The organism is Seohaeicola nanhaiensis, from assembly GCF_042654245.1.
GTDB lineage: Bacteria > Pseudomonadota > Alphaproteobacteria > Rhodobacterales > Rhodobacteraceae > Seohaeicola_A > Seohaeicola_A nanhaiensis.
In genome coordinates this window covers 99,229-122,715 of sequence record NZ_JBHSGI010000026.1, presented here as the reverse complement: position 1 = coordinate 122,715, position 23,487 = coordinate 99,229, and the positions used below count along the sequence as shown (strand labels likewise).

General features: G+C 63.4%; 24 protein-coding genes and 2 pseudogenes. 4 read left to right on the top strand and 22 right to left on the bottom strand.

Translation table 11 applies throughout. The features are described from left to right. Positions 1-67 precede the first annotated feature (67 nt). From ACFO5X_RS18810 to ACFO5X_RS18780, 7 genes and pseudogenes are all read right to left on the bottom strand, one after another. Positions 68-928 (bottom strand): annotated as a pseudogene (locus ACFO5X_RS18810) (IS91 family transposase); the annotation flags it as partial. An 11-nt stretch (positions 929-939) separates the two neighbouring features. Then, the gene (locus ACFO5X_RS18805) at positions 940-1,812 is read right to left on the bottom strand and encodes a tyrosine-type recombinase/integrase (protein WP_380719842.1); all 873 of its coding nucleotides are present in this window, start codon (positions 1,810-1,812) and stop codon (positions 940-942) included. A 149-nt stretch (positions 1,813-1,961) separates the two neighbouring features. After that, positions 1,962-2,192 carry a DUF6429 family protein gene (locus ACFO5X_RS18800; protein WP_380719840.1) on the bottom strand — a complete coding sequence of 77 codons (231 nt, stop codon included), beginning with the start codon at positions 2,190-2,192 and terminating at the stop codon, positions 1,962-1,964. 50 nt (positions 2,193-2,242) lie between these two features. After that, on the bottom strand, positions 2,243-2,500 hold the full coding sequence (locus tag ACFO5X_RS18795; protein ID WP_380719853.1) for a WGR domain-containing protein: 258 nt from the start codon (positions 2,498-2,500) through the stop codon (positions 2,243-2,245). Between the two features lie 84 nt (positions 2,501-2,584). Further along, positions 2,585-3,517, bottom strand: coding sequence for a DUF2493 domain-containing protein (locus ACFO5X_RS18790; RefSeq protein ID WP_380719837.1), 933 nt, complete (start codon positions 3,515-3,517; stop codon positions 2,585-2,587). 361 nt (positions 3,518-3,878) lie between these two features. Beyond that, a complete protein-coding gene (locus ACFO5X_RS18785) occupies positions 3,879-4,910 on the bottom strand; it encodes a DUF7146 domain-containing protein (RefSeq protein WP_380719835.1) in 1,032 nt (343 codons plus the stop codon). 11 nt (positions 4,911-4,921) lie between these two features. Then, on the bottom strand, positions 4,922-9,301 hold the full coding sequence (locus ACFO5X_RS18780; protein ID WP_380719833.1) for a strawberry notch-like NTP hydrolase domain-containing protein: 4,380 nt from the start codon (positions 9,299-9,301) through the stop codon (positions 4,922-4,924). Between the two features lie 175 nt (positions 9,302-9,476). Between ACFO5X_RS18780 and ACFO5X_RS18775 the strand changes: the two are divergent. Then, positions 9,477-9,771, top strand: a pseudogene (locus tag ACFO5X_RS18775) (hypothetical protein). A 613-nt stretch (positions 9,772-10,384) separates the two neighbouring features. Here ACFO5X_RS18775 and ACFO5X_RS18770 read toward each other — a convergent pair. The 10 genes from ACFO5X_RS18770 to ACFO5X_RS18725 all read right to left on the bottom strand — a co-directional run bounded on the left by ACFO5X_RS18770 (position 10,385) and on the right by ACFO5X_RS18725 (position 16,252). Continuing rightward, the gene (locus ACFO5X_RS18770; RefSeq protein ID WP_380719831.1) at positions 10,385-11,086 is read right to left on the bottom strand and encodes an RES family NAD+ phosphorylase; all 702 of its coding nucleotides are present in this window, start codon (positions 11,084-11,086) and stop codon (positions 10,385-10,387) included. Further along, on the bottom strand, positions 11,083-11,484 hold the full coding sequence (locus ACFO5X_RS18765) for an MbcA/ParS/Xre antitoxin family protein (protein WP_067297291.1): 402 nt from the start codon (positions 11,482-11,484) through the stop codon (positions 11,083-11,085). Before ACFO5X_RS18765 ends, ACFO5X_RS18770 begins: the two co-directional genes overlap by 4 nt. 58 nt (positions 11,485-11,542) lie before the next feature. Further along, positions 11,543-12,187, bottom strand: coding sequence for an antitoxin of toxin-antitoxin stability system (locus ACFO5X_RS18760; RefSeq protein WP_380719829.1), 645 nt, complete (start codon positions 12,185-12,187; stop codon positions 11,543-11,545). Next, complete coding sequence (locus ACFO5X_RS18755) at positions 12,180-12,599, bottom strand: hypothetical protein (protein ID WP_380719827.1); 420 nt, start codon at positions 12,597-12,599, stop codon at positions 12,180-12,182. The genes ACFO5X_RS18760 and ACFO5X_RS18755 overlap by 8 nt, the downstream gene beginning before the upstream one ends. A gap of 75 nt (positions 12,600-12,674) precedes the next feature. After that, complete coding sequence (locus tag ACFO5X_RS18750) at positions 12,675-12,872, bottom strand: hypothetical protein (protein ID WP_090271145.1); 198 nt, start codon at positions 12,870-12,872, stop codon at positions 12,675-12,677. 1 nt (position 12,873) lies between these two features. Then, the gene (locus ACFO5X_RS18745) at positions 12,874-13,251 is read right to left on the bottom strand and encodes a DUF6915 family protein (RefSeq protein ID WP_380719825.1); all 378 of its coding nucleotides are present in this window, start codon (positions 13,249-13,251) and stop codon (positions 12,874-12,876) included. A 10-nt stretch (positions 13,252-13,261) separates the two neighbouring features. After that, positions 13,262-13,753, bottom strand: coding sequence for a DUF6878 family protein (locus ACFO5X_RS18740; protein ID WP_380719822.1), 492 nt, complete (start codon positions 13,751-13,753; stop codon positions 13,262-13,264). A 103-nt stretch (positions 13,754-13,856) separates the two neighbouring features. After that, on the bottom strand, positions 13,857-14,375 hold the full coding sequence (locus ACFO5X_RS18735; RefSeq protein WP_380719820.1) for a DNA repair protein RadC: 519 nt from the start codon (positions 14,373-14,375) through the stop codon (positions 13,857-13,859). A 109-nt stretch (positions 14,376-14,484) separates the two neighbouring features. Continuing rightward, entirely contained in the window at positions 14,485-14,925 is a 441-nt protein-coding gene (locus ACFO5X_RS18730) for a JAB domain-containing protein (protein ID WP_380719818.1), read from the bottom strand. A 127-nt stretch (positions 14,926-15,052) separates the two neighbouring features. Beyond that, a complete protein-coding gene (locus ACFO5X_RS18725) occupies positions 15,053-16,252 on the bottom strand; it encodes a DUF932 domain-containing protein (RefSeq protein WP_380719816.1) in 1,200 nt (399 codons plus the stop codon). 155 nt (positions 16,253-16,407) lie between these two features. Here ACFO5X_RS18725 and ACFO5X_RS18720 point away from each other — a divergent pair, with 155 nt between their 5' ends. Together ACFO5X_RS18720 and ACFO5X_RS18715 are read left to right on the top strand one after the other, a co-directional pair. Beyond that, a complete protein-coding gene (locus ACFO5X_RS18720; RefSeq protein WP_380719814.1) occupies positions 16,408-16,758 on the top strand; it encodes an MbcA/ParS/Xre antitoxin family protein in 351 nt (116 codons plus the stop codon). Further along, positions 16,758-17,270, top strand: a complete 513-nt coding sequence (locus ACFO5X_RS18715) for an RES family NAD+ phosphorylase (protein ID WP_380719811.1) — start codon at positions 16,758-16,760, stop codon at positions 17,268-17,270. The genes ACFO5X_RS18720 and ACFO5X_RS18715 overlap by 1 nt, the downstream gene beginning before the upstream one ends. Before the next feature lie 56 nt (positions 17,271-17,326). Here the strand turns inward: ACFO5X_RS18715 and ACFO5X_RS18710 are convergent, their stop codons facing one another. After that, on the bottom strand, positions 17,327-17,731 hold the full coding sequence (locus tag ACFO5X_RS18710; protein ID WP_380719809.1) for a single-stranded DNA-binding protein: 405 nt from the start codon (positions 17,729-17,731) through the stop codon (positions 17,327-17,329). Between the two features lie 428 nt (positions 17,732-18,159). Between ACFO5X_RS18710 and ACFO5X_RS18705 the strand changes: the two genes are divergently transcribed. Next, complete coding sequence (locus ACFO5X_RS18705; RefSeq protein ID WP_380719807.1) at positions 18,160-18,450, top strand: transcriptional regulator; 291 nt, start codon at positions 18,160-18,162, stop codon at positions 18,448-18,450. A gap of 9 nt (positions 18,451-18,459) precedes the next feature. Here ACFO5X_RS18705 and ACFO5X_RS18700 read toward each other — a convergent pair whose 3' ends face one another. The 4 genes from ACFO5X_RS18700 to ACFO5X_RS18685 form a co-directional block, all read right to left on the bottom strand. After that, a complete protein-coding gene (locus ACFO5X_RS18700) occupies positions 18,460-19,905 on the bottom strand; it encodes a hypothetical protein (RefSeq protein ID WP_380719805.1) in 1,446 nt (481 codons plus the stop codon). Between the two features lie 239 nt (positions 19,906-20,144). Continuing rightward, positions 20,145-20,309, bottom strand: coding sequence for a hypothetical protein (locus ACFO5X_RS18695; protein WP_380719803.1), 165 nt, complete (start codon positions 20,307-20,309; stop codon positions 20,145-20,147). Positions 20,310-20,694: 385 nt separating this feature from the next. Further along, positions 20,695-21,168: a hypothetical protein gene (locus tag ACFO5X_RS18690; RefSeq protein WP_274576178.1), complete on the bottom strand. Its 474-nt coding sequence runs from the start codon at positions 21,166-21,168 to the stop codon at positions 20,695-20,697. A gap of 99 nt (positions 21,169-21,267) precedes the next feature. Next, the gene (locus tag ACFO5X_RS18685; RefSeq protein WP_380719851.1) at positions 21,268-23,445 is read right to left on the bottom strand and encodes a ParB/RepB/Spo0J family partition protein; all 2,178 of its coding nucleotides are present in this window, start codon (positions 23,443-23,445) and stop codon (positions 21,268-21,270) included. Positions 23,446-23,487: the final 42 nt, after the last annotated feature.

Here is a 23,487-nt window from a genome sequence, read left to right as displayed (position 1 = left end):
TTTGCTTTTCGTCATAACCATCATCCTTACTTAAGTTGATGGTCTCCGACAAACTCGGGGCGATTCAGTAGTCCTTCCATCGGAAGGCCACGGTGCGAGCGTCCGCGCTGATCAGGCGGTGGTTTGAGATCGCGACACGGTGGGTGTATCGGCTGAGATAGGCCAGCACCGCCTCCGGACCGCCGAAGGGCGGTTTGGCGTAGACGACCCAGTCGACTTGGCGCAGCGGCGCGAGATGGGCCGCGAAGGCAATGGGATCGATCAGTTCCGACAGATCGCCGAAGAACGCCAGCTTGCCTGCCTCGTGCAGCCTGACCAATCCTTCGAAGAACAGACGCCGAAACAGCCGCGACAGAACCTTCACCGGCAGCAGGAACCCCGGGCGGCAGGCGGTCCACCGGGTGCCATCCGGCGACAACCCGCCACCCGGCACGATGACATGGACATGCGGGTGATGGGTCATCGCCGAGCCCCAGGTATGCAACACGCTGGTCATGCCAATCCGGGCGCCGAGATGCTTCGGATCGGCCGCAATGGTGAGAAGGGTCTGGGCCGATGCTTTGAACAGCAGACCATAGACCGCCGCCTTGTTCTGGAACGCGATGTCGGCGATCTGCGCCGGCAGGGTGAAGACCACGTGGAAATACTCGACCGGCAGAAGATCCTCGATACGCGCCTGCATCCAGTCCCGCGCCGTGAGGCCTTGGCATTTCGGGCAGTGCCTGTTGCGGCACGAGTTGTAGGCGACGTGCTGGTGGCCGCATTTGGCGCAGGCAGCCACGTGACCGCCGAGAGCGGCGGTCCGGCATGCCTCGATCGCGGACATCACCCTCAGCTGCGGCAGGTTCAGATGCCCGGCGTTCTCATGGCGATACGCAGGACCATGGGCGCGGAAGATATCCGCGACCTCCAATCCGGGACGCGGCACGGAAGCCGCGCTTAACCGGGACCGGCCTCTCGGCGCACCAGCAGATCGAGCGGGCTGGTCACACTCTGGATCGTCTTGGTCGCCACCTTGGTATAGATCGTCGTGGTCTCGAGCTTGGCGTGACCGAGCAGCACCTGGATCACCCGGATGTCGGTGCCGCCCTCCAGAAGATGGGTAGCGAAGCTGTGCCGGAGTGTGTGCGGCGAGACCTTCTTTCGGATCTCGGCGAAGTCGCAGGCCACCCCGAAGGCCCGGTTGAACTGCCGCGTCGAGATCGGGTCGATCCGGTTGCGGCCGGGAAACAACCACCCCGCCGGGCGAGCCTCGCGGTAATAGTCGCGCAGCAGCGTCAGCAGGCTGGGCGATAGCATCACTTGGCGGTCCTTGCGGCCCTTGCCCTGATCAACGCGGATCAGCATCCGGTCGCTGTCGATATCGGGCACACGCAAATGAGTCACTTCGCTGGCCCGAAGGCCGCCGCCATAGGCGACGCTGAACGCGGCCCGGTACATCAGGCCGGGACCCGGGGCGACTTCGAGAATGCGCGTGACCTCCTCGGCGCTGAGCACCACCGGGATCTTCTTCGCCAGACGCTGATACCGCATGTGGCGCTTCATCTCCTCGCGCGCACAGGTCACCGAAAAGAAGAAGCTCAGGACGCTCAGCCGGTTGTTGAATGTCGCGGAGCCGGTGCCCTTCTCGGACATATCCAGCTGGAACGCCCGCAGATCCTCAGGCGTCGCCGTGTCGGGTGAGCGGCCGAGGAACCGGGTGAAGTCGCGCATCGCCCGCAGGTACATGGTCTGTGTCTTCGGCTGCAAACCCTTGATGCGCATATCTTCGAGAAACCGCCGGCGCAGAGCGGGAACGTGTTGATCGGACATGGAAGCCTCCTGTCATCAGATTGAGAAGGCCCCAATCGTCCGACAGACATACCCATCCACCAAATCGCACCGCCCCGATCACAGCGCATCATCTGCTTCAAGCGCCCTACCGCGAGAGCGGTTTCGTCCTTGTCCCGCAAAGCCGCCCGTCACTCGGCCTTGCTGAAATCCCGCGCGAGAATTTCCCGCGCATGCGCGACCCCTTCTGGGGTCAGGCTCAGCGATTTCGCCTTGTTTTTGGGATCAAAAATCAGGCCTTTCTCGAAAAGCCGGTTGGTGATGGCCCAATCGACTCCCTTCCAGACCTGATCGCCGCAATGCAGCGTCAGGCTAAGGATCGCGAGAGCCGCATCATCAATCTTATCGATGTCGAGTGCCATCTCCCCCTCGTTTTCCTGTGTCTGCCCGCTTTTCGAACCGCGGCCCCGCATCATGCATAACCCCGCCGCTTCTTTATCGCGGCAAGTTTCATCAGCGCGGTGACAGCGCGCCCTTCATCTGGATGCTGCTCAATCATCATCTGCCCACGCGCGCCAATGCGGCCCCATTCGCGCACCAAGCTGGCGCCCCCAAAGAGATCGGGCTGAATGCTCATTCGGTAAAAGCGGCGCATGTTCCAGACAGGATCGATCCGCCGCATCTGCTGGTCGGTCGGGAACACCTCAAGTTGAGCAACAGAGTGAGACATATCGTGACCCAGCAAGCTTTCTTCCATAATATCAAGTGGACGCATGCCCTGCCACCTCGATTTCCCCGCGAGGGAAAAGGGGGCTCACGCCCCCTTCTCGAACTTCAAGACCGGGATGCCGAGCTTCTTGGCCTTGTCGGCGAGGTTCTCCTGGATGCCGGTGCCCGGGAAGACGAGGACGCCCACGGGCAGCACGTCCAGCATCGCGTCGTTGCGCTTGAAGGGCGCGGCCTTGGCGTGCTTGGTCCAGTCGGGCTTGAAGGCCACCTGCGTCACGCCCCGGGCCTCAGCCCATTTGGCGGCGATGAGTTCTGCGCCTTTGGGGCTGCCACCGTGCAGGAGGACCATATCGGGATACTTGGTCCGGACCTGATCGAGCTTGCCCCAAATCAGGCGGTGATCGTTGAAGTCGGTCCCACCGGTGAGGGCGACCTTGGGGCCTGCGGGTAGCATCACCTCGGTTTCCGCGCGGCGCTTGGCGGCAAGGAAGTCGCGGCTGTCGATCAGCGCTGCGGTCATGTGCTGGCGGTTCACCATCGAGCCGGTGCGGGGGCGCCAGGTTGAGCCCGTGTGATGGACGAACTCGGTGGCGGCGTGATCGCGCATCATGTCCATGCAGTTGCGCCGTTCGACGAGGGTCAGGCCTTCGGCCGTCAGGCGCTCGAGTTCGGTGGATTTCACCTCGGAGCCGTCCTGCTCGCGCTGGAGGCGGCGCTGCGCCTGCTCGTTTTCATCGAGCGCCCGCTCGATCCTCGCCGTGGCGCGGTGAAAGAGGTTGACTTGGCCCCAGAGCACCTCTTCGAGGTCGGGTTCCATGCGGGTGTCTTCCAGGGTCGCGACGAGGGCATCGAAAATGTCTGCGACGGCGACCGCAAGGCGCTGCCCATCGGGCATCGGGCGCGGATCGGGCTCGTCAAAGGGGCGGTAGCCGTAGAGCTGCAGTTCGTCGAGCGCATGGGCGGTCTGGGATGCGGTGTGGGCGGGTTCATACGTGTCGTCGTGAGTGTGGATCGTCATCAGTTTCTTGCCTCCGGGCCTGTCTCATCCGCGCGACAACCCGCGCGGCCTTCATGGGCTGCGAAAGCTGTCACTGGGGACGCCCCCTCACCCCGCCTTCGGGGCCGGAACGCATGTGGAGGAGGACGGGGGGCGGCTGATTTGTTTCGCGATGCAAAGGCGGCTCTGCCGCCGGCGGAAATCAGTCGCCCCCCGTCCTTGAAGGGGCGGCCCCTTTGACGGCCGCCTGCCCATCTCTTGAAGGCCGCTCGGGGGACGGGTGGATGGGATTGCCCGGGATGAGGCAAGGCGACGATCCAGAGCCATGACAGGAATCCGTGACCCCTGCCCCCTGTACCCCACCGCCCTCGCGTGATGCAGCTCAATGGAACAGGCGATGCCGCTCCTCTGGCCCGATCTGCCCTGCCAGATGCTGGCGCAGCGCCTCTTTGCCGTACGCCCGGAGATCATCGTTGAAATCCCCGAGCCGTGGCTCCAGCACCCCCACGGCAACCCCGACCTCTATGGCTCTGGTGGTCAACCGCTCCGCCGCGCGCTGCCCGGCCGGATCGCGGTCGATGGCGATGTAGAGGCGCTGCAGGCCCTGCGGCAGCAGGACCGCACCGAGGTGCCCCGACGAGAGCGCCGCCCAGACGGGAAGGCCGGGGGCCGCCTCGGACAGCGACAGCATGGTCTCGATGCCTTCGCCGACCACGAGGATGTCGTCATGCGGGGTCAGCCTGACAGCATTGCCCAAGATGTGACCCATGGCCCGTCGCTGCGTTTTGACCGCCGCCTTGCCCTTGCCGTCGTGCGCAAGCCAGGTGCGATGCACACCCTGCAAGGCCCCTGCCCCATCGGTGACCGCCGCGATCAGCGCCGGTCGGGGGATGCTCCGGGTTTGACCTTCATCCCGATGCCAGCACTTCGGGTGGAAGCGCAGGGCGCTCATCACCCCGCCATGGGTGAGGCCCCGGGAACGGAGGTAGGAGTCCGCAAGCGTACCTGCGATCGGCATGGAAGCTGCGAACAGACGCGCGGCGGCGGCTGGCGTGCCGCCGGGGGCCTTGGGCTTCTTCGGCACTGGCGTATCCGGGAGAACCGGCTGCGGACGGCCAAGATGCGCCCGGGCCTCGTCCAGAAGATCGGGAAAGCGGGAGATCCCCGTTCGCTCACGGATGATGTCCAGAAGATCACCATGCTCGCCCGTGGCACCGTCGGTGAACTTTCCTCGCGCCCCCGGCCCCGACGCAGGCCCGGTCAGCCGCACGAAGAGCGATCGGCCGGGATTGTTCTGCAGATCGCCCACGATCCAATAGGACCCCTCCCGCCGTCCGGCGGGAAGGTAGTGACGGCAAATGCTTTCGGCGTTTTCCGCCAGTTCGCTTAGAAGGTCTCTTGTTTCCACTGACATACTAGAACCTCTCAACCCTTGCGTGCACATAGGGCAGTGACAGGACAACGTGCAAGCAGACGATCCAGTATTGCGATGCCGCTCGGATCAACCGGGCAGAACAGACGCAACTTCCAGGCGATGATCTCGGAGAAGAAGCCATCGGCCTTGAGCCTGTCCTTGGCGGCTTCCGTGAAGCCCGACAGCTCGATCCGGTTGACGCCCATGACGCGCGCGCGGTGCAACTCCATCCCCTCGGCCAGGCGCACGACGGTCTTGCCCTCGAGAATGAGAGCATGGACCTGCGCGGCGGACAATTGCGGCGCATCATCCGCCAGCGTGGTCGCGACCCAAGACGGCGAGACCCGGCGACCGATGATGCGCTGACCGTCATCGGTTTGCAGCCGGTAGACGCGGGTCTCATCTTGGGGGAGCTGCTTCCAGATCGGCAGCAACAGCCCCGCCACGATATGCAGCGTGGTTTCTGTGAATTCCGGCACCTCGGCCAGTTCCGCGGTCCAAGCGGCAGTGAAGGCCGCCCGATCTGCCTCAAGCCAGTTGGTGTCCTCCATGATCTTCATCGGCACGGTGCTGGTGTCAGTCGGGCGGATCAGCCGCAGGCGGGGTTCGATGGTGCCATCGTCCAGCATCAGGCTGGTGGCGGGCACCTGGACAGCCGCGCGGCCCGAGCGGCTGTTGACCAGAAGGCGTGCTTTGGGGTCGTCTAGCCAGTCCAGCGCATTAGCTAAGGAGACCGGTGCATTGCGGATCTTCTGCGCTATGGTCAGCAGCTGGGTTTCTGCCCCGGAACCGGGATGGGTGTAGATCACCCGAGCATCCGTCACGCGGAAGCTCTCGGCGCGCAGCGTCTCGAGCCCGAGGTCATAGACCCCGGCGGCGATGGCGCCCTCGATCCGCTGCGCTAAAAGCTCCTCGAAGGCAGTAAACAAGATACCCTGCATCTCAATCGTCAGCGCCAGCAGGCGATTGAGGAAAGTCGTGATCGGCGGCAAGTCGTCCTTCAGCCCATTGTCATCGGTCAGGCTGAGGCCCGTTGCATCCTCGAACGCTCCGAGAGAACAGCCCGCTACATCCCCGCGATAGATGCGGCGGTAGAGCTGGCGCAGGGCGTCGCGGGCATAGGGAGACTCCAGATTGTCCTCGGGCCGGAACAGCCCCTGCCCGCCGGTTTGACGCTGGCCACGCGTGATCGCCCCGAGCGTGTCGAGACGGCGCGCGATGGTCGATAGGAACCGTTTCTCCGCCTTCACATCCGTGGCGACGGGTCGGAACAGCGGCGGCTGCGCCTGATTGGTGCGGTTGGTGCGGCCCAATCCTTGGATGGCAGCGTCTGCCTTCCAGCCCGGCTCGAGCAGGTAGTGGACCCGCAGGCGCTGGTTCTTGGCACCGAGGTCGGCGTGGTAGCTGCGCCCCGTGCCGCCCGCGTCCGAGAAGATCAGGATGCGCTTCTGGTCATCCATGAAGGCGGCGGTTTCCGCGAGATTGGCCGACCCCGCCCGGCTTTCGACGACAAGCCGCGCGGCATGCCCTTCGCCCTTGCGCACAATGCGGCGCGAGCGGCCCGTCACTTCCGCCACGAGATCGGTGCCGAAGCGCTGGATGATCTGGTCGAGCGCCCCGGGCACAGGCGGCAGGCTTGCCAGATGCTCGATCAGCGCATCGCGGCGGCGCACCGCCTCGCGGCATTCGACCGGCTGGCCATCGCGCGTGACCGGACGCGAGGAGAGGTTGCCTTCGCTGTCAGTGAAGGGCTCATAGAGCTGCACCGGGAAGGAATGGGCGAGGTAGTCCAGGCAAGCCTCTCTTGGCGTGATATCCACCCGCACATCGTTCCACTCGTCCGTGGGGATGTCCGACAGGCGGCGCTCCATCAGCGCCTCACCTGTCGAGACGATCTGGATGACAGCCGCATGGCCTGCGATGAGATCAGCGTCGATGGCGGCGATCAGGGTGGGGGTTTTCATCGAGGTGAGCAGATGGCCGAAGAAGCGCTGCTTGGCGGACTCGAACGCCGAGCGCGCAGCGGATTTGGCCTGGCGGTTCAGCGTGCCGCCGGATTCGCCAGTGATGTTCGCGGCCTCCATCGCGGCGGCGAGGTTGTTGTGGATGATGGCGAAGGCCCCGGCATAGGCATCATAGATGCCGCGCTGCTCGGGGGTCAGCGCATGTTCCAGCATCTCGTACTCGACGCCGTCGTAAGAAAGCGACCGGGCGGTGTAGAGGCCAAGCGACCGCAGGTCGCGGGCGAGGACTTCCATCGCGGCGACACCGCCCGCCTCAATCGCCTCGACGAACTCCGCCCGGGTGGCGAACGGAAAGTCCTCCCCGCCCCAAAGCCCGAGGCGCTGCGCATAGGCGAGGTTGTGCACCGAGGTCGCCCCGGTGGCCGAAACATAGACCACGCGGGCATTGGGCAACCTGTGCTGCAGGCGCAGGCCCGCCCTGCCCTGCTGCGAGGCCGTGACATCGCCGCGCTCGCCCTTTGATCCGGCGGCGTTGGCCATGGCATGGCTTTCGTCAAACAAGATCACCCCGTCGAAGTCGGCCCCCAGCCAGTCGACGATCTGATCGACGCGGGATTTCCTGGCGCCGCGTTCTTCCGATCGCAACGTGGCATAGGTGGTGAAGAGGATGCCTTCGGTCAGCGGGATGTCGCGGCCTTGTGCAAAACGCGACAGCGGCGTGACCAGTAGGCGTTCCTGCCCGAGTGCGGACCAGTCGCGCTGCGCATCCTCCAGCAGCTTGTCGCTCTTCGAGATCCAGAGCGCCTTGCGCCGACCCTGAGCCCAGTTGTCGAGCACAATCCCGGCCGACTGGCGGCCCTTGCCCGCCCCGGTGCCGTCGCCAAGGAAGAAGCCGCGGCGGAAGCGGACGGCGTCAGCGGCATCCGCCGGTGCGGCCGAGACCATGTCGCCGGTTTCATCGACAGTCCAAGACCCCGCGAGATACGCGCCATGCGCCTCGCCCGCGTAGATCACGGTCTCGAGTTGCGCCTCGGAGAGCAAACCATGGCGCAGGACGGCCGCAGGCAGCTTGGGGCGATAGCTGGGTTTCGGGGGTGCAACCGAGGCCATGGCAGCGGATTGCACCAGCTTCGTCGGATGCGGAGCTGCGCCGGGGATGTCGATCGCCTGCAGGCGGAAGGTCTCATAAATGGCATCTGACAGGCGCGCGCTGGCCCCGTCCTCGGTTGCATCGCGCAGGGTATAGGCGAGGTCTGCGGCCTCGATCTGCGGAGCGGTGTTGGTGGCGGGTGTTGCTGGCCTGGCGCGCGATGTGCTGATGGCTGCGCGCGTGGTGCGGGCAGGATTTCCCGGGAAGGGGGAAGTGGGGCCCTGCCCGGCTGGTGCGACCTGCGCCAGTTCGAGGCGCGGGGGGACATGGGTAGTGATCAGCGACAGCAGGCTGGCGACATCAGGCGAAATCGGGCGCGCCAGATCGGCTGTGATGCCGCCCGCCTCGCCACCGCGGCATTTGTCGAAGACCGAAATCCGCGTCTCAAAGCTGGTGCCGTGCTTGGCAAACGCGGCACCTGACACGGCACCCGTAAAGACCAGATGCGCGGTCTCGGTCAGGCGACCGAAGGTCTCAGCCCAGGCGGGCGCATCGGGCGCGAAACTGGCACCGGTGATGGCGACCAGCCGTCCGCCGGGGACCAGGCGCGCGAGCGCAGAGCGCAGATGCCGCGCTGTCGCCTCGGTCGTCCGACCATCGACATTGGCCACAGCCGAGAATGGCGGGTTCATCAGGATCACGCTCGGGCGCAACCCTGCGTCCAGATGATCGTCGATCTGGGCTGCGTCAAAGCCCGTGACAGGCCGGCCCGGAAACAGGCGGCGGAGGAGATCAGCGCGGGTGTCGGCAAGCTCGTTCAGCGCGAGGCTGCCGCCCGCGATTTCCGCGAGGACCGCCAGAAGGCCCGTCCCAGCCGATGGCTCCAGCACCAGATCATGCGCGGTGATCTGCGCCGCAGCCAGTGCCGCCAGCCCCATGGGAAGCGGCGTCGAGAACTGCTGGAACCGCTCCATCTCTTCGGACCGCCGGGTGTGCGTGGGCAAAAGGCCCGCCACCTTGGCGAGGATGGGCAGGAGTGCCGCAGGCGAGCCCGCCCGCGCCAACAGCGCGCGGCCAAACTTCCGCAGGAACAAGACCAGCGCTGCCTCGCCCGCTTCATAGGCCAGCTTCCAGTCCCAGGCGCCGGTCGCATCGGAGCTGCCAAAGGCGCGCTCCATCTCGAGCCGCAGACGCAGCGCGTCGATCTGGAAACCTTGCGCCAGATCAGTCTGCAGCGCTTTGGCCACGCTCAAGATCGCAGCGGCCGTATCGAGGGACGGGAGGGGGACAACAGGCGCAAGTGCGCGCTCGGTCGCAAAATGGGCGAGATGGGTCATCGGGAAACTCCGGAATGAGGAACAGGGTCAGGCCCGGACACCCTCTTTCGGGCACCCTCAGGCCTGACCTTCCCCGGCCCTCCTCTTCCTCTCAAACCCCATGATTTCCGCAGGTGGCTTGCTTTTGTTCTTGTTATGTTCTATCTTGAAACCAAGCTAAGAAGGGAGATCCCCGATGGAAAGCACCACTTACGCCCTGCCCGCGACGCCCAAGCAGATCGCCTATGCGCGCGCTCGCCCTGCGCAACCAGACCCTCCTGCCTTGGGAAGTTCAGCAGGACCGCCGGTCGCTCAGCGCGTGGATCGACGCACAAGCCAAGCTCACACCCGCGACAGCGCTGGACAGCCTGCCCTCGTCCAAACAGGTCGCCTTCGCCGAGCGCCTCGCCCGGATCAAACGCCGCGCCGTCCCGGATGAGTGTTTCCGCGACAAGGGGCTGATGTCGAAGTGGATCGACGGGAACAAGTGAGCACGGCACCGGCTGGCTCCGGCCTTCCGGAGCTTCTGCCATACCGTGGCTTGGCAAACCGAGCGTAGTTGCCAGCCTATAGATTGGCAGATTTGCCCTTTGGGACATCAGCCTCGGTCAAGCTCCTGTCCGAAGGACCAAGGTCTGGTCGCGGCGGCAGACCGGGACGTACACCGCTGAGACCTTCGGCAACCGCTGCAAGTCGTTGCCGTCTTTCGACCCAGCGTCTTCAGATCACCCTTCACGTGGGGCTAGTCCATCAATTCTTTGGAAATGGTGATATTGGAGCGTCCATAACGCTGGAAAAGCAACCTCATCGAAGAAAACTATAGTGGTCTCTTGGGGCAGAGACGTCGCCGTCCTCAGCGCGTCTATGGGAACCCCTGAGGACCGGTGGACTCAGTCCATGGTTGGAAGCCATCCGTTTCGCCGGAATGACTTCTCCTTCGTCCGGCGAAATGCTGCCCGTAGCGCTTCTGTCAGTAAGGGTGGAGAATCCAATGCCTCGAAGAACGCCTGATGGTCACATGGCTTCAAGTTCGTGACGTCGGGGCTGTTGCCGTTTGCTGATTTCATTTCTTCGGACCTCCAAGGGCACATGCGCTGCAATTCGTCAGCCGACAGCCGTGATCGAGTAGTGCGGGGTCCCATCCCAAACAAGATCCCAAGACGCGCCCGGCCGGACGTTCTGGATGGCGTGGGGCTCGAAGCAGACGAGGCAATTCCCGCCCGGCGCGGGAGCCCGAACTGAGGGGTAGATCAGGCCCCGCGATCCAGCCCGGCGAAGATGTTGGGCCAGGCTTTGGCCCTCGGGATATCCGACAGCCGGATCGGGATGCAGCGCTGGGTGTTCCGGCTCATCGGTCAGATCATCGAAGATCCCGATGAAATCCGCCAACAATTCCACATAGCGAGCGCTGTCATGGAAGCTGCCGGTAAAGCCGAGTTCACGGGTGCGGTGCCAGGCCACTTCGCTGACAGAAACCATCACCTCCCACGCGCAGTACCAGGCGCCACGATCTTCGGTGTTGAAGCGGTTCCCGCCGGCGCGGGTATAGGTGAAGGCGGCGTTGACATGACTGTCGCCGTAAATGCGCAGATCTCGGCTCCGGCGCTGCCAGGCAAGCTCGCGCGGGTCCAGATGGGGATTGCGGCCACGTTCGGCCAGAAGGCGGCCGCTGGACAGGCCCTCGATCTCTGCGAGGATCTCCATCTCGTCATCGGTATCGACGAGACCGCGCAGGGATGGCGGCTTGTGGTAGGTGGCGGGCAGAAGACGAACGAGACCGCGATCGGAAATCTCGGTCTGCTTCATGCCCCACCACGCAGCGCATCCAGATAGGTCCGAACCGCGAGAATTTGCGGCAAGCCGCCGTCGATCGCCGTGTCAACCGGACGGCTGCCCCCAAAGAGCGGCCCCGTGTTCGGCCGGGTGAACCAGCTTCGCGCGAGCGGCTCGGAGAAATAGAGTTCGAGCGATTTGTAGATGCCGATCACCGCACTGAGCCGCAGCAGTTGATCCTTGGTCAGTTCCCCCGCGAAATCCGGCTTCTTGGCACGCTTCCACGTGCTCACCGTCATATCGGCAAGGCCAGCCGCTTCGTTCAGGTTAAGGCCCCAAGCATCGACCACGCGCGCATAGGCCTTCAACGCGACGGCGTTGATCTGTGCGGGTTCTCGGATTTTCTCAGCAACGTACATGGCGTCCTCCATTGGCCTGAATATAGATCATATGGCCTCATTGTAAAGATCAAATGAACTGCCCGCGCTCTCACCCGAACCTGCGCCCGGCTTCGGTGAAGGTGTACTCGTTGACGATGATCCCTTCCTCGATGGCCTCGTCCGAGGAGAGGTGGTCGTATTCGGCCTCAAGCTGGCGGTAGAGCCAGCGGGCCAGATCGCGGAGCGCCTCGGTCACGGTCTCCTCGGCGTCCTCGGTCGGCGGCTGCCAGGTCGGGCTGTCGCGGGTGACGTCCACGGACATGGTGTATTCGTGGTAGTAGCGACCGCGGTGGCTGACCTCGGCAGCGAGCTGGTAGAAGTTGCGCCGCTGGATGGCCTGCAGCCGGTCGGCAATGCCATGCAGCGTCGCATCCTGGGGCGCATAGTCCCGGATGCGCGCGGCCGCGCCCTTGGTGTGGCTGAGGTATGCTTCAAAACAGGCCCCATCCCCTTGGCTCCAGAACCCTGAAAACCAGATGCAGGGCTTGGTGCGTGTCCCGCCGCCCATCAGGCGGACGGGGATTGTTTTGAGCCGGACGCCGAGGATCTCGCAGATCCTCTCGAAATCCTCGTAGACCGCGTCCCACCAATCATCATGGGGCCCAAGCTCACGATACCAGCTGCGCGCCTTTTCCTTGGCGACGTCGGAGAGTTCAGGGAACTGGTAGACTGTTGTGCAGATGACTTCAGGCATCGACGTCCTCCCCGTTTAGCGCGGCGGCCAGCCATTCCTGGCTGCTCGTCCAGCCGACGGATTTCCGCGCGCCGAGGTCGATGACATGCGCGCCGCCGCCGAAGGCGTCGAGGCGCGGGCGGGAACAGGTCAGACCGTACTGAAACCCCCAGATGCCGGTGAGATCGAGCTCTTCCGCAAGGCGCAGCACGAAGCGGATGACCGCCTCGACATCGCCGTGCTCGTCGTCATGGATCCAGAGGGTGCTGCCCTCGGGCGCGTCCTGATGCACGAGGGTGAAACCCGAGACCTCCGGATCATCGGCGTCCTGATCCGCGGCACGCAGGTCATGAAACAGCGCGAGTGCGCAGGCGGCTTTTTTGGGGCTGCCGACGTCGATCAGGCATGAGAAATGGGTGAAGTAATCCGCCATGGGAACCTCCTGAGATTGAGAAACCCGGTCAAGTGGCCGGGCGCTGGATTGGGATGAAGGGTTGGTTGGAAGCGATCAGCCGGTCGGATTGTCACCCGATGCCTGCCGTGCGGCATGCGCGCAGAGCATCTGCCGGTAGAAGCGCTTGCGCGCCGTCCGGAAGCTGCGCACGGCGCGCGTGTCGGGGTGCAACGCCCGGACCGCCGCGCGCAGAACTGTCTGGGGCGATGCCGTCGGCGGCAGACCGAGGCGCTGATAAGCCGGATCGATCATGTCAGCTGACCTCGACCACGGGCGAGGCGAGATGCGGATCGACCAGCGCTTCAATCCGCTCGGATCGGCCCATCCAGGGCTCGGGCCGGATGGCCTTCACCCAGTCGGCAAAGCTCGGGATGAAGCCGAGGTCTTCCTTGACATGCTGCTCGCCAACCCAGCGGGTCGGGATGATGCGCCCGGTCGAGAGCGTGAGGGTCGAACCGAAGATCGTCTCGGCCATGAAGATGCCCTCGGCATGGTGGCGGAGCGCCCGGTGCCGAAAGTCCGCAGTTATCGATTTCGAGGCGTCGAACCAGGCATGTACCGCCATGAAATCGTCGACCGTGCCGCCCCATTTCTTCACCGAGGACAGGGCGTGGTGATAGGGATGTGCCATTGCCACCCCCTCAGAAATCATGCGTGTAGAGTTCGGACGAGGTGTACCGCTCGTTGAACTCGAGATGGATGCAACGGGCCGCGGCGTCGAAGCAGAACTCGCCCCAAGCGCCGTCGTTGTTTTCCCAACCGCCGTGGGTGTCGGAGAGGAAGTCGTAGGTGAGCTGCTCGACGACATCCTCCAGCGAGAGCTGCCGCATCTCGACCTCGGGGTCATCCCAGGTCAGCGCCGCATAGGGGATTTCGGTTGGGGGAAAATCGACAGCCGTCTCGCCCGCCCAAGCGCCGATACTTTCGATCTGGCCGCTGTCACCAGCACCGTCGAAGGTCACGGTGACATGGGTGATACCGGCGGCCAAAAGACCATCGAAGAGACGGTCTTTATTGCCTGGGCGCAGGGCGTCGATGCGGGCGGTGCGTTCGGCATGCGCGGCACGGATCGCCCCGAAATCGACGGTGGAAGGCCGCAGCGGGGCGGCCAGAGTGGGTTCAGTCTGGGTCATGGATAACTCCGTTCGGTGAGGACAGGTCAGACCCCCCGGCTGGCGCACTCTTCTGCCCCCCGAAGGCTCAAACCCCTCCCATCCCTCCTCTGTCTCTCGGGCGTCACGCCGCGATCTGCAGCGCGCGGGCGGCAAAGGCGCGCCAGAGCGGATCGACCAGACGCGCATCCAGCAGATCAGCACGGTGACGCAGCCGCTGCGCCAATTCAGGCTCGTGCCAGTCAGTGGCACGGCCAGCCTGGGCGCGAAGTTGAACCGCCTCGGTCACGACGGCCCGCGCCTCAAGAGCATTGGCGACAGGGTGGCACCAAGCCACAGCGCCATGACTGGCGGCCCCGGCAAGAACCAGGCGCTGGTCGCAATCAAGGATGGCCAGAAGCTGCGGCGCTGGATCGAGGCCGTAGTCCTCCGCAAGTTCACACGCGCCCTGCATGGCATCGGCCAGCGTCGCAAAACGCTCAACGACTACGGGGGCAGCGGTGCCCGACATCAGGGCTGCAGGTGTCCGGTGCATCCGCGTCAGCGCGAAAGGCAGGCGGGGATCAGAAGCTACAGTTGGGCCATTTGCGACAGGACCCATCAGGCGCAGGCTCGGTTGGAACGGCAGGGGAAGATCAAACATGGCAATGTCTCCAACGGCGCAGGGAGCCACTCTCCCCGCCTCATCCGTCAAAGACCAAACCGCCACCCTCTTCCTCGAAGGGGCGACGGTGATGGATCTGGCCACAGCGTCAGAGCTTGCCGAGCGCCCGCAGGCTCAGCTCCGTTCCGGCACCGACGATGATGTGGTCATGCAGCGTCAGGCCGAGATACTTGCAGCCCTTCTGAATCTCCTTGGTCATGCTGAGATCGGCCTCGGACGGCGTGGGATCGCCCGAAGGGTGATTGTGGATCAGGATCAGGGCGCTGGCGTTCAGCATCAGGGCTCTCTTGATCACCTCGCGCGGATAGACCGGCACATGATCGACCGTGCCCGTCGACAAAAGCTCATCGGCGATGATGCGGTTCTTGCGGTCGAGATAGAGGACATGGAACCGCTCGATCGGCCCATGCACGGTCAGCGCGCAATAATCCATCAGCGCCTGCCAGCTGGCGATGACCGGGTTCTGGCTAAGGTAACGGCCGAGGATATCGCGGGCCTCGAGAATGACGGTTTCTTCCTGGGGGGTCATAGGTGTCTCGCTGAAATGCGCACGCCGACGCCCCCTGCCCTTTCGGGGCAAAGCCAACGGCGTGCATGTTGAGAAAAAAGCTGCAGCGACCGCCCGGGGGTCGAGTGATCGCTGCATGGGCGTTTGGTCAGCCGACCCGGTCGAGGAGCTTCTTGGCGCGCCCTTCCATATCGAGGCGGGCATCCTGCTGGGTCTTGTCGCGCGCAAGCCGCGTGATGCCCTGCACGAAGTCGAAGATGCTCTCGGGCGGGCGGCCTTCTTCCATCAGCACTTTCTCGATGATCTTGCCGGACTCCGCCTTCGAGAAGCCCCGCTTGCGCAGGAAATCCGCGCGATCATCATCGCTGCGCGCCACGATCTGCTGCCGCGCGGCCTTGATGCCGTTCACGAACCCCTGCGGCGAGGAATTGGCGAAGCGCGTCAGCGCCGGGGCCGCCTCATGGGCAAAGCGCGAGGCGGCGTATTTCGAATGGCGGATGCGGATCTCCTGAAAATCCTCGACGCCCCAGAGGTTGCGGTTCTGGCACACTGCCCGCAGGTAGAAGCTCGCCATGCCGAGGGTCTTGGCGCCCACCTCCGAATTCCAGCAGTAAAAGCCCCGGAAGTAGAGGTCGGGAGAGCCGTCCGCCAACTTGCCCGCCTCGATCGGGTTGCGATCATCGACAAGAAACAGGAAGACATCGCGGTCCGAGGCATAGAGCGTGGTCGTGTCGCGGCTGATTTCGACATCGGGGTTATAGACCCCGGTCGACCAATCCAGCACGCCCGGCACCTTCCAGCGCGTGTCGCCGGTGCCATTGCCCGCGATGCGCTGCACCGCCTCGACCAGCTCGAAATCGTGGATACGGCCATAGTCGGGGCCGGTCACGGCGCGCAGTTCCGTGCGGCCATCTTCGGTCTCGAAGGTCTTCACCTGCTCGGCGCGGTGGTTGGTCAGACCATATTGCAGATTGATCCCCGCCAGCGGCGCTGGCAATTGCCGCAGATAGGAGGCCGGGGCGCCGACGATGCTGGCAAGCTGGCCGAACGCCCAATGCGTGGGCGCGACCGGTTCTTGCGCCTTCGGCAGCATCAGGTGCAACCGCTCGGGGTTGTCGCGCGCGGCCTCGACACGGATGTCGGCAGTCTGCACCACATGGCTGCGGCTGCGCTCCGACCGGCCTTTCACATTGGCCCAGAGATCGTCGAGCGAGAGATACCGCTCGTCATCGGGCCGGTTGAACCATTCGGACGACACCCGCCCGTTTCGCTCACCCCGGCTCACATCCACTTTCCAGCCACCAGCTCGTGCCGGCTGTACCGGATCCAGAATTTCTACAACGCCCATCGGCATTCCTCCGTGACAGGCGCCGGGAGCCACTCTCCCAGCCCTCAACCTGTCGCGAAAGCAACCAACCCTTCTCTTTCTCTCCCTGAGCTGAACCTTGTATAACAGTATTTATTACGCTATATACTGACAAAGTAACCGATTGGACTTATCCCATGCATATCACGAACTTCGCCGAAGCCGGACAGTTTGAGCCGCGCAAGATCGCCGCCGCATTGCGAACCTCCGCCGAAGAGGTCGCCATGACAGTAGGGCTGGGCAAGGATGCCCTTCAGCGGCGCACACGGATCAATTCGGACAAGACCCAACGTCGCCTGCGGGAGTTGGTGGAAATCCTCAACAAGGTAGAACCGCGCTTTGGCTCAGAACTTATGGCCTATGCCTGGTACCGATCAGAGCCTCTGCCCGGCTTCGATGGACGCACGGCGATGCAACTTGTTCAGGAAGGCAAAGCGCAACAGGTGCTGGAATATATCGACGCGGTCGATGCAGGTGTATTCGCCTGATGCCGCTGAACGACGGGCGGTATGCAGGGCCGCTCTACCGCGCCCTGAACCCGGTCTATGCGAGTGTCCCTTTGTCAGGCCAAGGCGCGGCGATCCATGGCGGGCGCTTCAACGCCAAGGGGGTACCTGCGCTCTATACGGCACTTGATCCCACCACCGCCTTGCGGGAAGCAAACCAGGTCGGCAGCCTACAGCCGACTGTGCTGGTGTCCTATGGCGCCGATATCGAGCCGATCTTCGACACAAGAGATGTGAACGCGTTAGACCAGTATGATCTGTCGCCTCAGCACCTGGCAGATCCCGGCTGGCGTGCAAAAATGCTAGACGGGCGTCCTGTGCCGACACAGGGATTCGCGCATCGGCTCATCGCCGACGGCTTTGCAGGTCTGCTGACGTGCAGTTTCGCACAAGGTGCAACCGAAAGCAGCCTGAACATTGTGCTCTGGCGCTGGACTGGCGCAGGCTGTGTCCTCAACGTTATCGATGATGAGAACCGGTTGGGGCGGATGTAGGTGCCACGAACCCGGCGGGTTGCCCCGCCGGGCCCAAGGGGGAGACCCCGTTCTTTTCAGAACGGGATTTCGTCGTCGCGGTCGACCAGCTCGGGGTTTTCGGTCTCGGTCGACTTCGGGCGGCTCAGGAAGTCGACCTTCTCGGCGATGATCTCGCAGCCGTAGCGGTCGTTCCCCATGCTGTCGATCCACTTGGTGTAGTGGATGCGGCCATGGACGAGGACCTTCATGCCCTTTTCGCAATGCTCCGCGACCGTCTTGCCGAGACCGTTGAAGCAGGTGATGCGGTGCCATTCCGTGTCCATGACCCGGTAGCCGTTCTCGTCGCGCAGGACGCGACCTTCCGAGAGGCGGGGGCGAGAGGTGGCGAGGCTGAAGTTGGTGATGTTGGTGCCGCCCTGGGTGGTGCGGGTTTCGGGGGTCTGACCGATGTTGCCGGCGAGGATGACGATGTTCTGCATGATGAGCTCCTGTGTGTCCTGTCTTCGGGACCGTCCCTTCGACAAGACCCGGAAAAAGCCCGTCGGGTGACGCGTGCACGGTGGACAGCATGGACACCGGACACCCCCAGAGGACCGGGGTAGAGCGGGCAGGACGCCACAGGCGGCCAACACGGCCCGGACTGCCGCGGGGTTGCGCGCAGGAGACCGAACGGGATTAGGGGATTGTCAGTCGAAGGGATGGCCCAGGAGACAGAGAGACGCGGGGAGCCCATGCCAGACCATGTCCCCTTGCAAATCGGGACTGCTTTACCTCGAGCCCAGCACATCGTTAGCGGCCGAAGTGACTATTATCAGCATTCGCCCTCATGCCCTTGTCTGCCGGGAAATGCAGGGCCGTGCTGCGGCGGGCTATCGACACCGGAACATTCAGGACATGGATTGCAACAATGGCCGATTACAATCTCGAGGCACTGACGCGCAGCGAGTTGAAGAATATGCAGAAGGACGTCGCCGAGGCGATCTCCACATTCGAGGATTGTCGGAATGGGGAAGCCCGCGCCAAGGTGGAAGCTTTCGCCCACGATCTGGTCTACACTCGGACCGAACTTTTTGGCACCGAGACGAAATCCTCTCGTGCGCCTGCAGCGGCGAAACACCGACACCCTAAGAACCTGTCGCTCGCCTGGTCCAGCCGGGGTTGCAAAGGAAGTAGTATGGCGAACGCACCGTCAAAATAGGGCCCACCATTAAGGTTTTTTCCAGAACCGGATTGCGGGACCTTCGAAATTCGCGAGCGCTTCAGCGACATTCACGCCGCCTAGGATTTCAGTACTTGATGCCAGAGGATGGAAGCGGGGGGCCGTAGTTGTCCAATTGCCTTCCGCGTCGCAATGGTGATGCGCCGCACCAGGTACGAGCTGTTCCTCAACCGGAATGATGGCGCGCGGGTTATGATAGACGTTGAGTCCTTCCACCCAGCTCTCATGGTATCCTTTGACGTTAACGATCGCTTTGAAGAGCAGCGGGTCCCTCGCTTCGGGATCGGGGTCGACGACAGCGCCAGTGCGCGTCATCAAAACGTTGCCCGCGTCGAACCCGGCCAGAATCCCCATTCGATTGAATTTTGAAATCGTGCCAGCGGTTGTGGAGATAACGGCGCTGACATGTTCCGAGTCCGGAATGTCAAAGAAGCCGGAGGGTACCACCTTGTCCCCCCAACGATGCTCAATGATCTTTATGGGCTGTGCTACGGTTCTTCCTTGCTCGTCGCGTGCGGCGTCAAAGGAGTACCCGTAAAGATAACGCTCGAGTGCGGATCGGGTGTGGATCATGGAGCCGGGCGATGAGAAGTCCGCGATTGCAAACACCAGCGGCACACCAGCGATCTGCTCTTTTTCCCAGTATTTTTTCCTCAACTTGCTGAACAATGGGCTGCCGAACTTTATCGGCATATAGTCCCGCAGATACGCCTCCATCTGTTCCTCGGTCTCAACGGGCGGTGGCGGAACGATCTCAGCGCCTCGCCGGGTCGGTCCAACCGTCACCGCTTCGACGGCGATGGACCCAAACAAGCTTGTGCCGATGAAGTCGGGCACAGCATGCGTCGCATCCAGGGAAAACCCGAGTTCGATGAGCGTCGCGAAAAGGTAAAGTTCCCAAATCCGCTGGTCAAAAGCGGTGGACTGAAACTGCTCCACGAAGTTTCCATCTAGGTCCTCGTGCCACCGCATCATGGGTTCGATTATGCCCCGGGCAGGAAAGAAACCAATTTCGGATGCGACCTGCTGGAAATCCGGGTGCAGGACTTCTGGTGCGTGCATAGGAGTGAAGAAATCGACTGGCTCCCCCCTTTCATCGCCTTGGTGATGAAACTCTTCCGGCTCATCGAGCAAATTGGTTATCAGTTCCGTCAACGCCTCCTGCGCCAGTTCCGGGCTCTCGAGGAAATCGGTCATGGAAGTCCACCGGAAGCGCAATTTCGCATCCCGGCCAAAGGCCATTCCGGCGAAGTCACCGTCTATTCGGTCCCTGATGAGCAGGCCGAGAATGCTCCCATCCTCGGACTCGTAGTAAGCCAGTTCCTCACCAGTCAGAGCTGCTCTCGGGTGCCGGGCATAGCCAGCGATTGCGTTGAAGCGGAGTTCGGAAATTTCGTTCAAAGCAAGTCCTTTAACACTGCTGTCGATGTTCACGTACGGTGTCAGATTGAACGAGTGTTGCAAAGGTCGGCTTGGGCAGGGCCTGCTGATAGTCCTTGATGGCTTCGCCGCAACTGCGCATGTCCGCTCCCCGCCCAACCCTTGCGCACCACGATCTGCTCAGGGCCGCGGACCGGCGTTCCTCAGGTCGGCAACGCCGATCTCTTTGTCGGTGATAGGCCCAGAGGCACACCTGTGCCACGCCTGGGCCCTCAGGAAGTGAGGCCGAAGCCTCACCCGAAGGGATCGTGCTCTCCCACGATCAGGACCTCGTCTCCGTCGATTTCATCGGCGGGGACAGCGCCGAAGGTTCCATCACCTGCCTGGAAGACAACGATCGAGACCATGAGCGTGGCGGCGAGGGAGGCGGCGAAGGCGTGTGCATCTTTACGGGACATCTGTTTGGCTCCTGCTTGGAGGCGGAGGACCATCCCCCGCGCGACAGGACCCCGCAGGCCCGAAGACTGGCTGACATCACCGGGTGCGTTCGGCTCGTCCGAATCCACCCGGCGGCACGGGCTCGCCCGTAGTCCGACCCCTCGCGGGTTGATCTCGAAGACAGGATTCGGGGCAAGGAAGGGAATGGCGAGCGGGGGATGGTCCCCCAACGTCAGGAGCCGGTTGTCCCGCTGATGTTTGGAACGCCGCCAGCCTTCCGGCCTAGATCTTGGTTGAAGACGTCCTTCCTTGGGGATGGTTCCTTTGGCGCCCCGCGTCATAGCGGGACGAGGGTGTGGTCGGTGAGAGGCCCGCGCTGAGGCGGGCCCTCGGTTTCAGTTGGGCTCAGGCGGCCAGGTCCGCGCCCCCTGCCCTTTCGCCCTCTTCATCGCCGACGATTTCAAGCCGCGCGTTGCGGTATCCTTCTTTGGCGATCCAAAGCTCGGCCGCAGTGACGGACTCCGCTAGATGCAGCAGCTCCGTGTTGCCGCCGAAGTCCAGAAGCACGCGCACCTGCCCGGGCTTCGGCTCCTCGGCCACCTCGAAGACGAGGGCGCTGTCAGCGGAATGGCTGCGCATGATGGTGACGAGGATCACCCCGTCCGAAGCGAAGTTGCCTTCATGCAGCGTGAACGACGCGGGAGCAGTCCAGGTCGCGTAAGGCCGGGGTGGCTCCTTTTTTACAAGGCGGCCGACACCGTTCGAACGCTCCCAGGCCGCCAGCTTCTTGGTGAAGCGTGCCGGTGGCTTGGGGCTGCCGTCAGTGTAGCGAATGAGCGCCCCGAGGGGTGCGGTGTCGATGATGGTTGTTGCAGACATGATTCCTCATTCTGAATGCGAGTAATCGCATTCATCTTATTGATATTGTTACACTATAGGGTGATTGGGGGCGGAATCTCCGCCCCCCGCTGGATCACGTTATTCCGCGGCCAGCATCGACGCGCTTTCAGCAGGCAGGTCATCCGTCAGGAATGCAGGAAGGTCAGCTTCACTGACGCTGTCAGCAACTTCGGCATCCGCCCCCTGCCCTTCGGCACAGTCCTCACCGTCCAGCGCCACGAGATCGACACGGCGCAGGACTTCGGGCAACCAGCCGCTGCCCTTCAGCAATCGCTCGGCCTCACTGGCCATCTCGCCTTTCTTCAGGTGATCGAGGAGCTGGGCAGTCCCCTCCCCTTTGGCCTCGCGCACGGCCTCGAGGATGCGGGCCTTGGGCACGCGGTTGAGAAAGGTGTCGACCGTCGGCTCCCATCCCGCCTCGACCATATCGAGACCTGTCGCGCGCGCCACGAGATCGGAATGCGCCATCCGCCGGGTCAGACCGCCTGCAGAGATGCCTGCCCCATAGGGGTTCACCTTTTCATGCAGCGCGTTGACGCCGAAGCTGAGGCAATGCGCCAGCAAGGCCAGCCGACTGCCTTGGTCGAGGACCGTCAGATAGTCCCAGAGCGCTGCATCGTCGCCAAGCGGCAGATCGGCTTCCCATTCCGCGTGACGCTCGTCGACCAGCTTGGCCACCACGCTGTCCTTGAGATCGGGCGCCTGCGCCGACATGTAGACGTGACGCACCGAGGCTTCGAGACAGCTTCCCGAAGCAGAGGAGGTGCGGAAGGTGTCCGTGACGAGCTTCAGCAGCAGCAGCGTCAGCGCCACATCCGGCGAGCGCCCGATCGCTTCACGCAGCGCCAGCGTCCGGTGGGCCGTCAACTCCATGACCAACCGCTCGGGCAGTGGCTTCAGCGCCCCGTCATCCTCATCCTCCGGCAAGTCAGCTCCGATCGGCTGGCCACCCGACATGATGACGGTTCCGCCATGAGCGGCACTGGCATGGCCATCGGTGAGATCACGATCAGCCCCCTGCCCCGCCACCGCAGGATCAGTACCATCCTGGACCGCGGTCTCCTCAACGGGCTCATCCTCTGGGCGCACATAGCCGCGATAAACTGCCAGCGCGCCGTAGCGGTCGAGCGTGACGAACGCCCCTGCCCGTCCGATTTCCAAGGGATCGAAGATCAATGGCCGGGTCTCGATCTTTTCCATCTCCGCTTCCAAAAAGCCAAGCCGCGTGTCGACCTCGTCGGGGATTTCATCCTGACCCGCGTATTCCTCTTCCAGCGCCCGATACTCGGCGAGCAGCTTGGCATGGGCCGCACCTTCGTCATCCGTCATCGGTGCCGGATCGCCGGACAGGGACCGCAGACCGTGGCTGTAGCCATAGGGCAGGTCAAGCGCGACCTCGATCCACTTCCAGCCCTCAGCCGCAACCGTCTCAGCCTCGGCCTTGAGTTTGTCCGTCACCAGCCGATCGAGCAGGGCAGGGTCTTCGAGCCAACCGCCATCATCGCCTTGGAACAGGTCATGCAGCATCGTGCCGCCCGCCGCTTCATAGGCCTCAACACCCACAAAGATCGCACGCCGGTCGGACGCCCGGACCGAGGTCTCGGTCAGCATGCGCCGGATTTGGAATGGCTCCTTGTTCCAGGATGAATGGATCACATCCCAGACCTGAACCTGACGCGCGTGATCGGGGTTCACGGTGAAGGCCATGAGCTGCTCCAGCGTCATGCCATCCTCGGCATAGATCTCAAGCAGGGCAGGGGCGACGGAGGCGAGTTTCAGGCGCTGCTTCACGATCTGCGGCGTCACGAAGAAGGCCGCAGCAATCTCTGCATCGCTCTGGCCCTTGTCCCGCAGCGCCACAAACGCGCGGAACTGATCGAGCGGGTGCAGCGCGACGCGCTGCATGTTTTCGGCCAAAGAATCGTCCTCGGCGAGGATCTCGGACGCTGCATCCCGCACGATGCAGGGAATGGGCGTGATCTTAGCCAAACGCTTCTGCTTCACCAGCAGGGACAATGCCTGGAACCGCCGTCCACCGGCCGGGATCTCGAACTTGCCGGTCTCGGTGCCATCGTCAGCCAATACGGGCCGCACGCTCAGGCTCTGCAACAGACCTCGGCGGGCGATGTCTTCGGCCAGTTCCTCGACGGACACGCCAGCCTTAATGCGCCGCACATTGGACTGGCTCAGCACCAGCTTGTCGAAAGGGATATCCCGTGAAGGGGACAGGGTGATTTTCTGGACAGCTTTGGTCATCAGATCTTCTCCACGACGGGCGTCGGAAGCCACTCTCCCGAT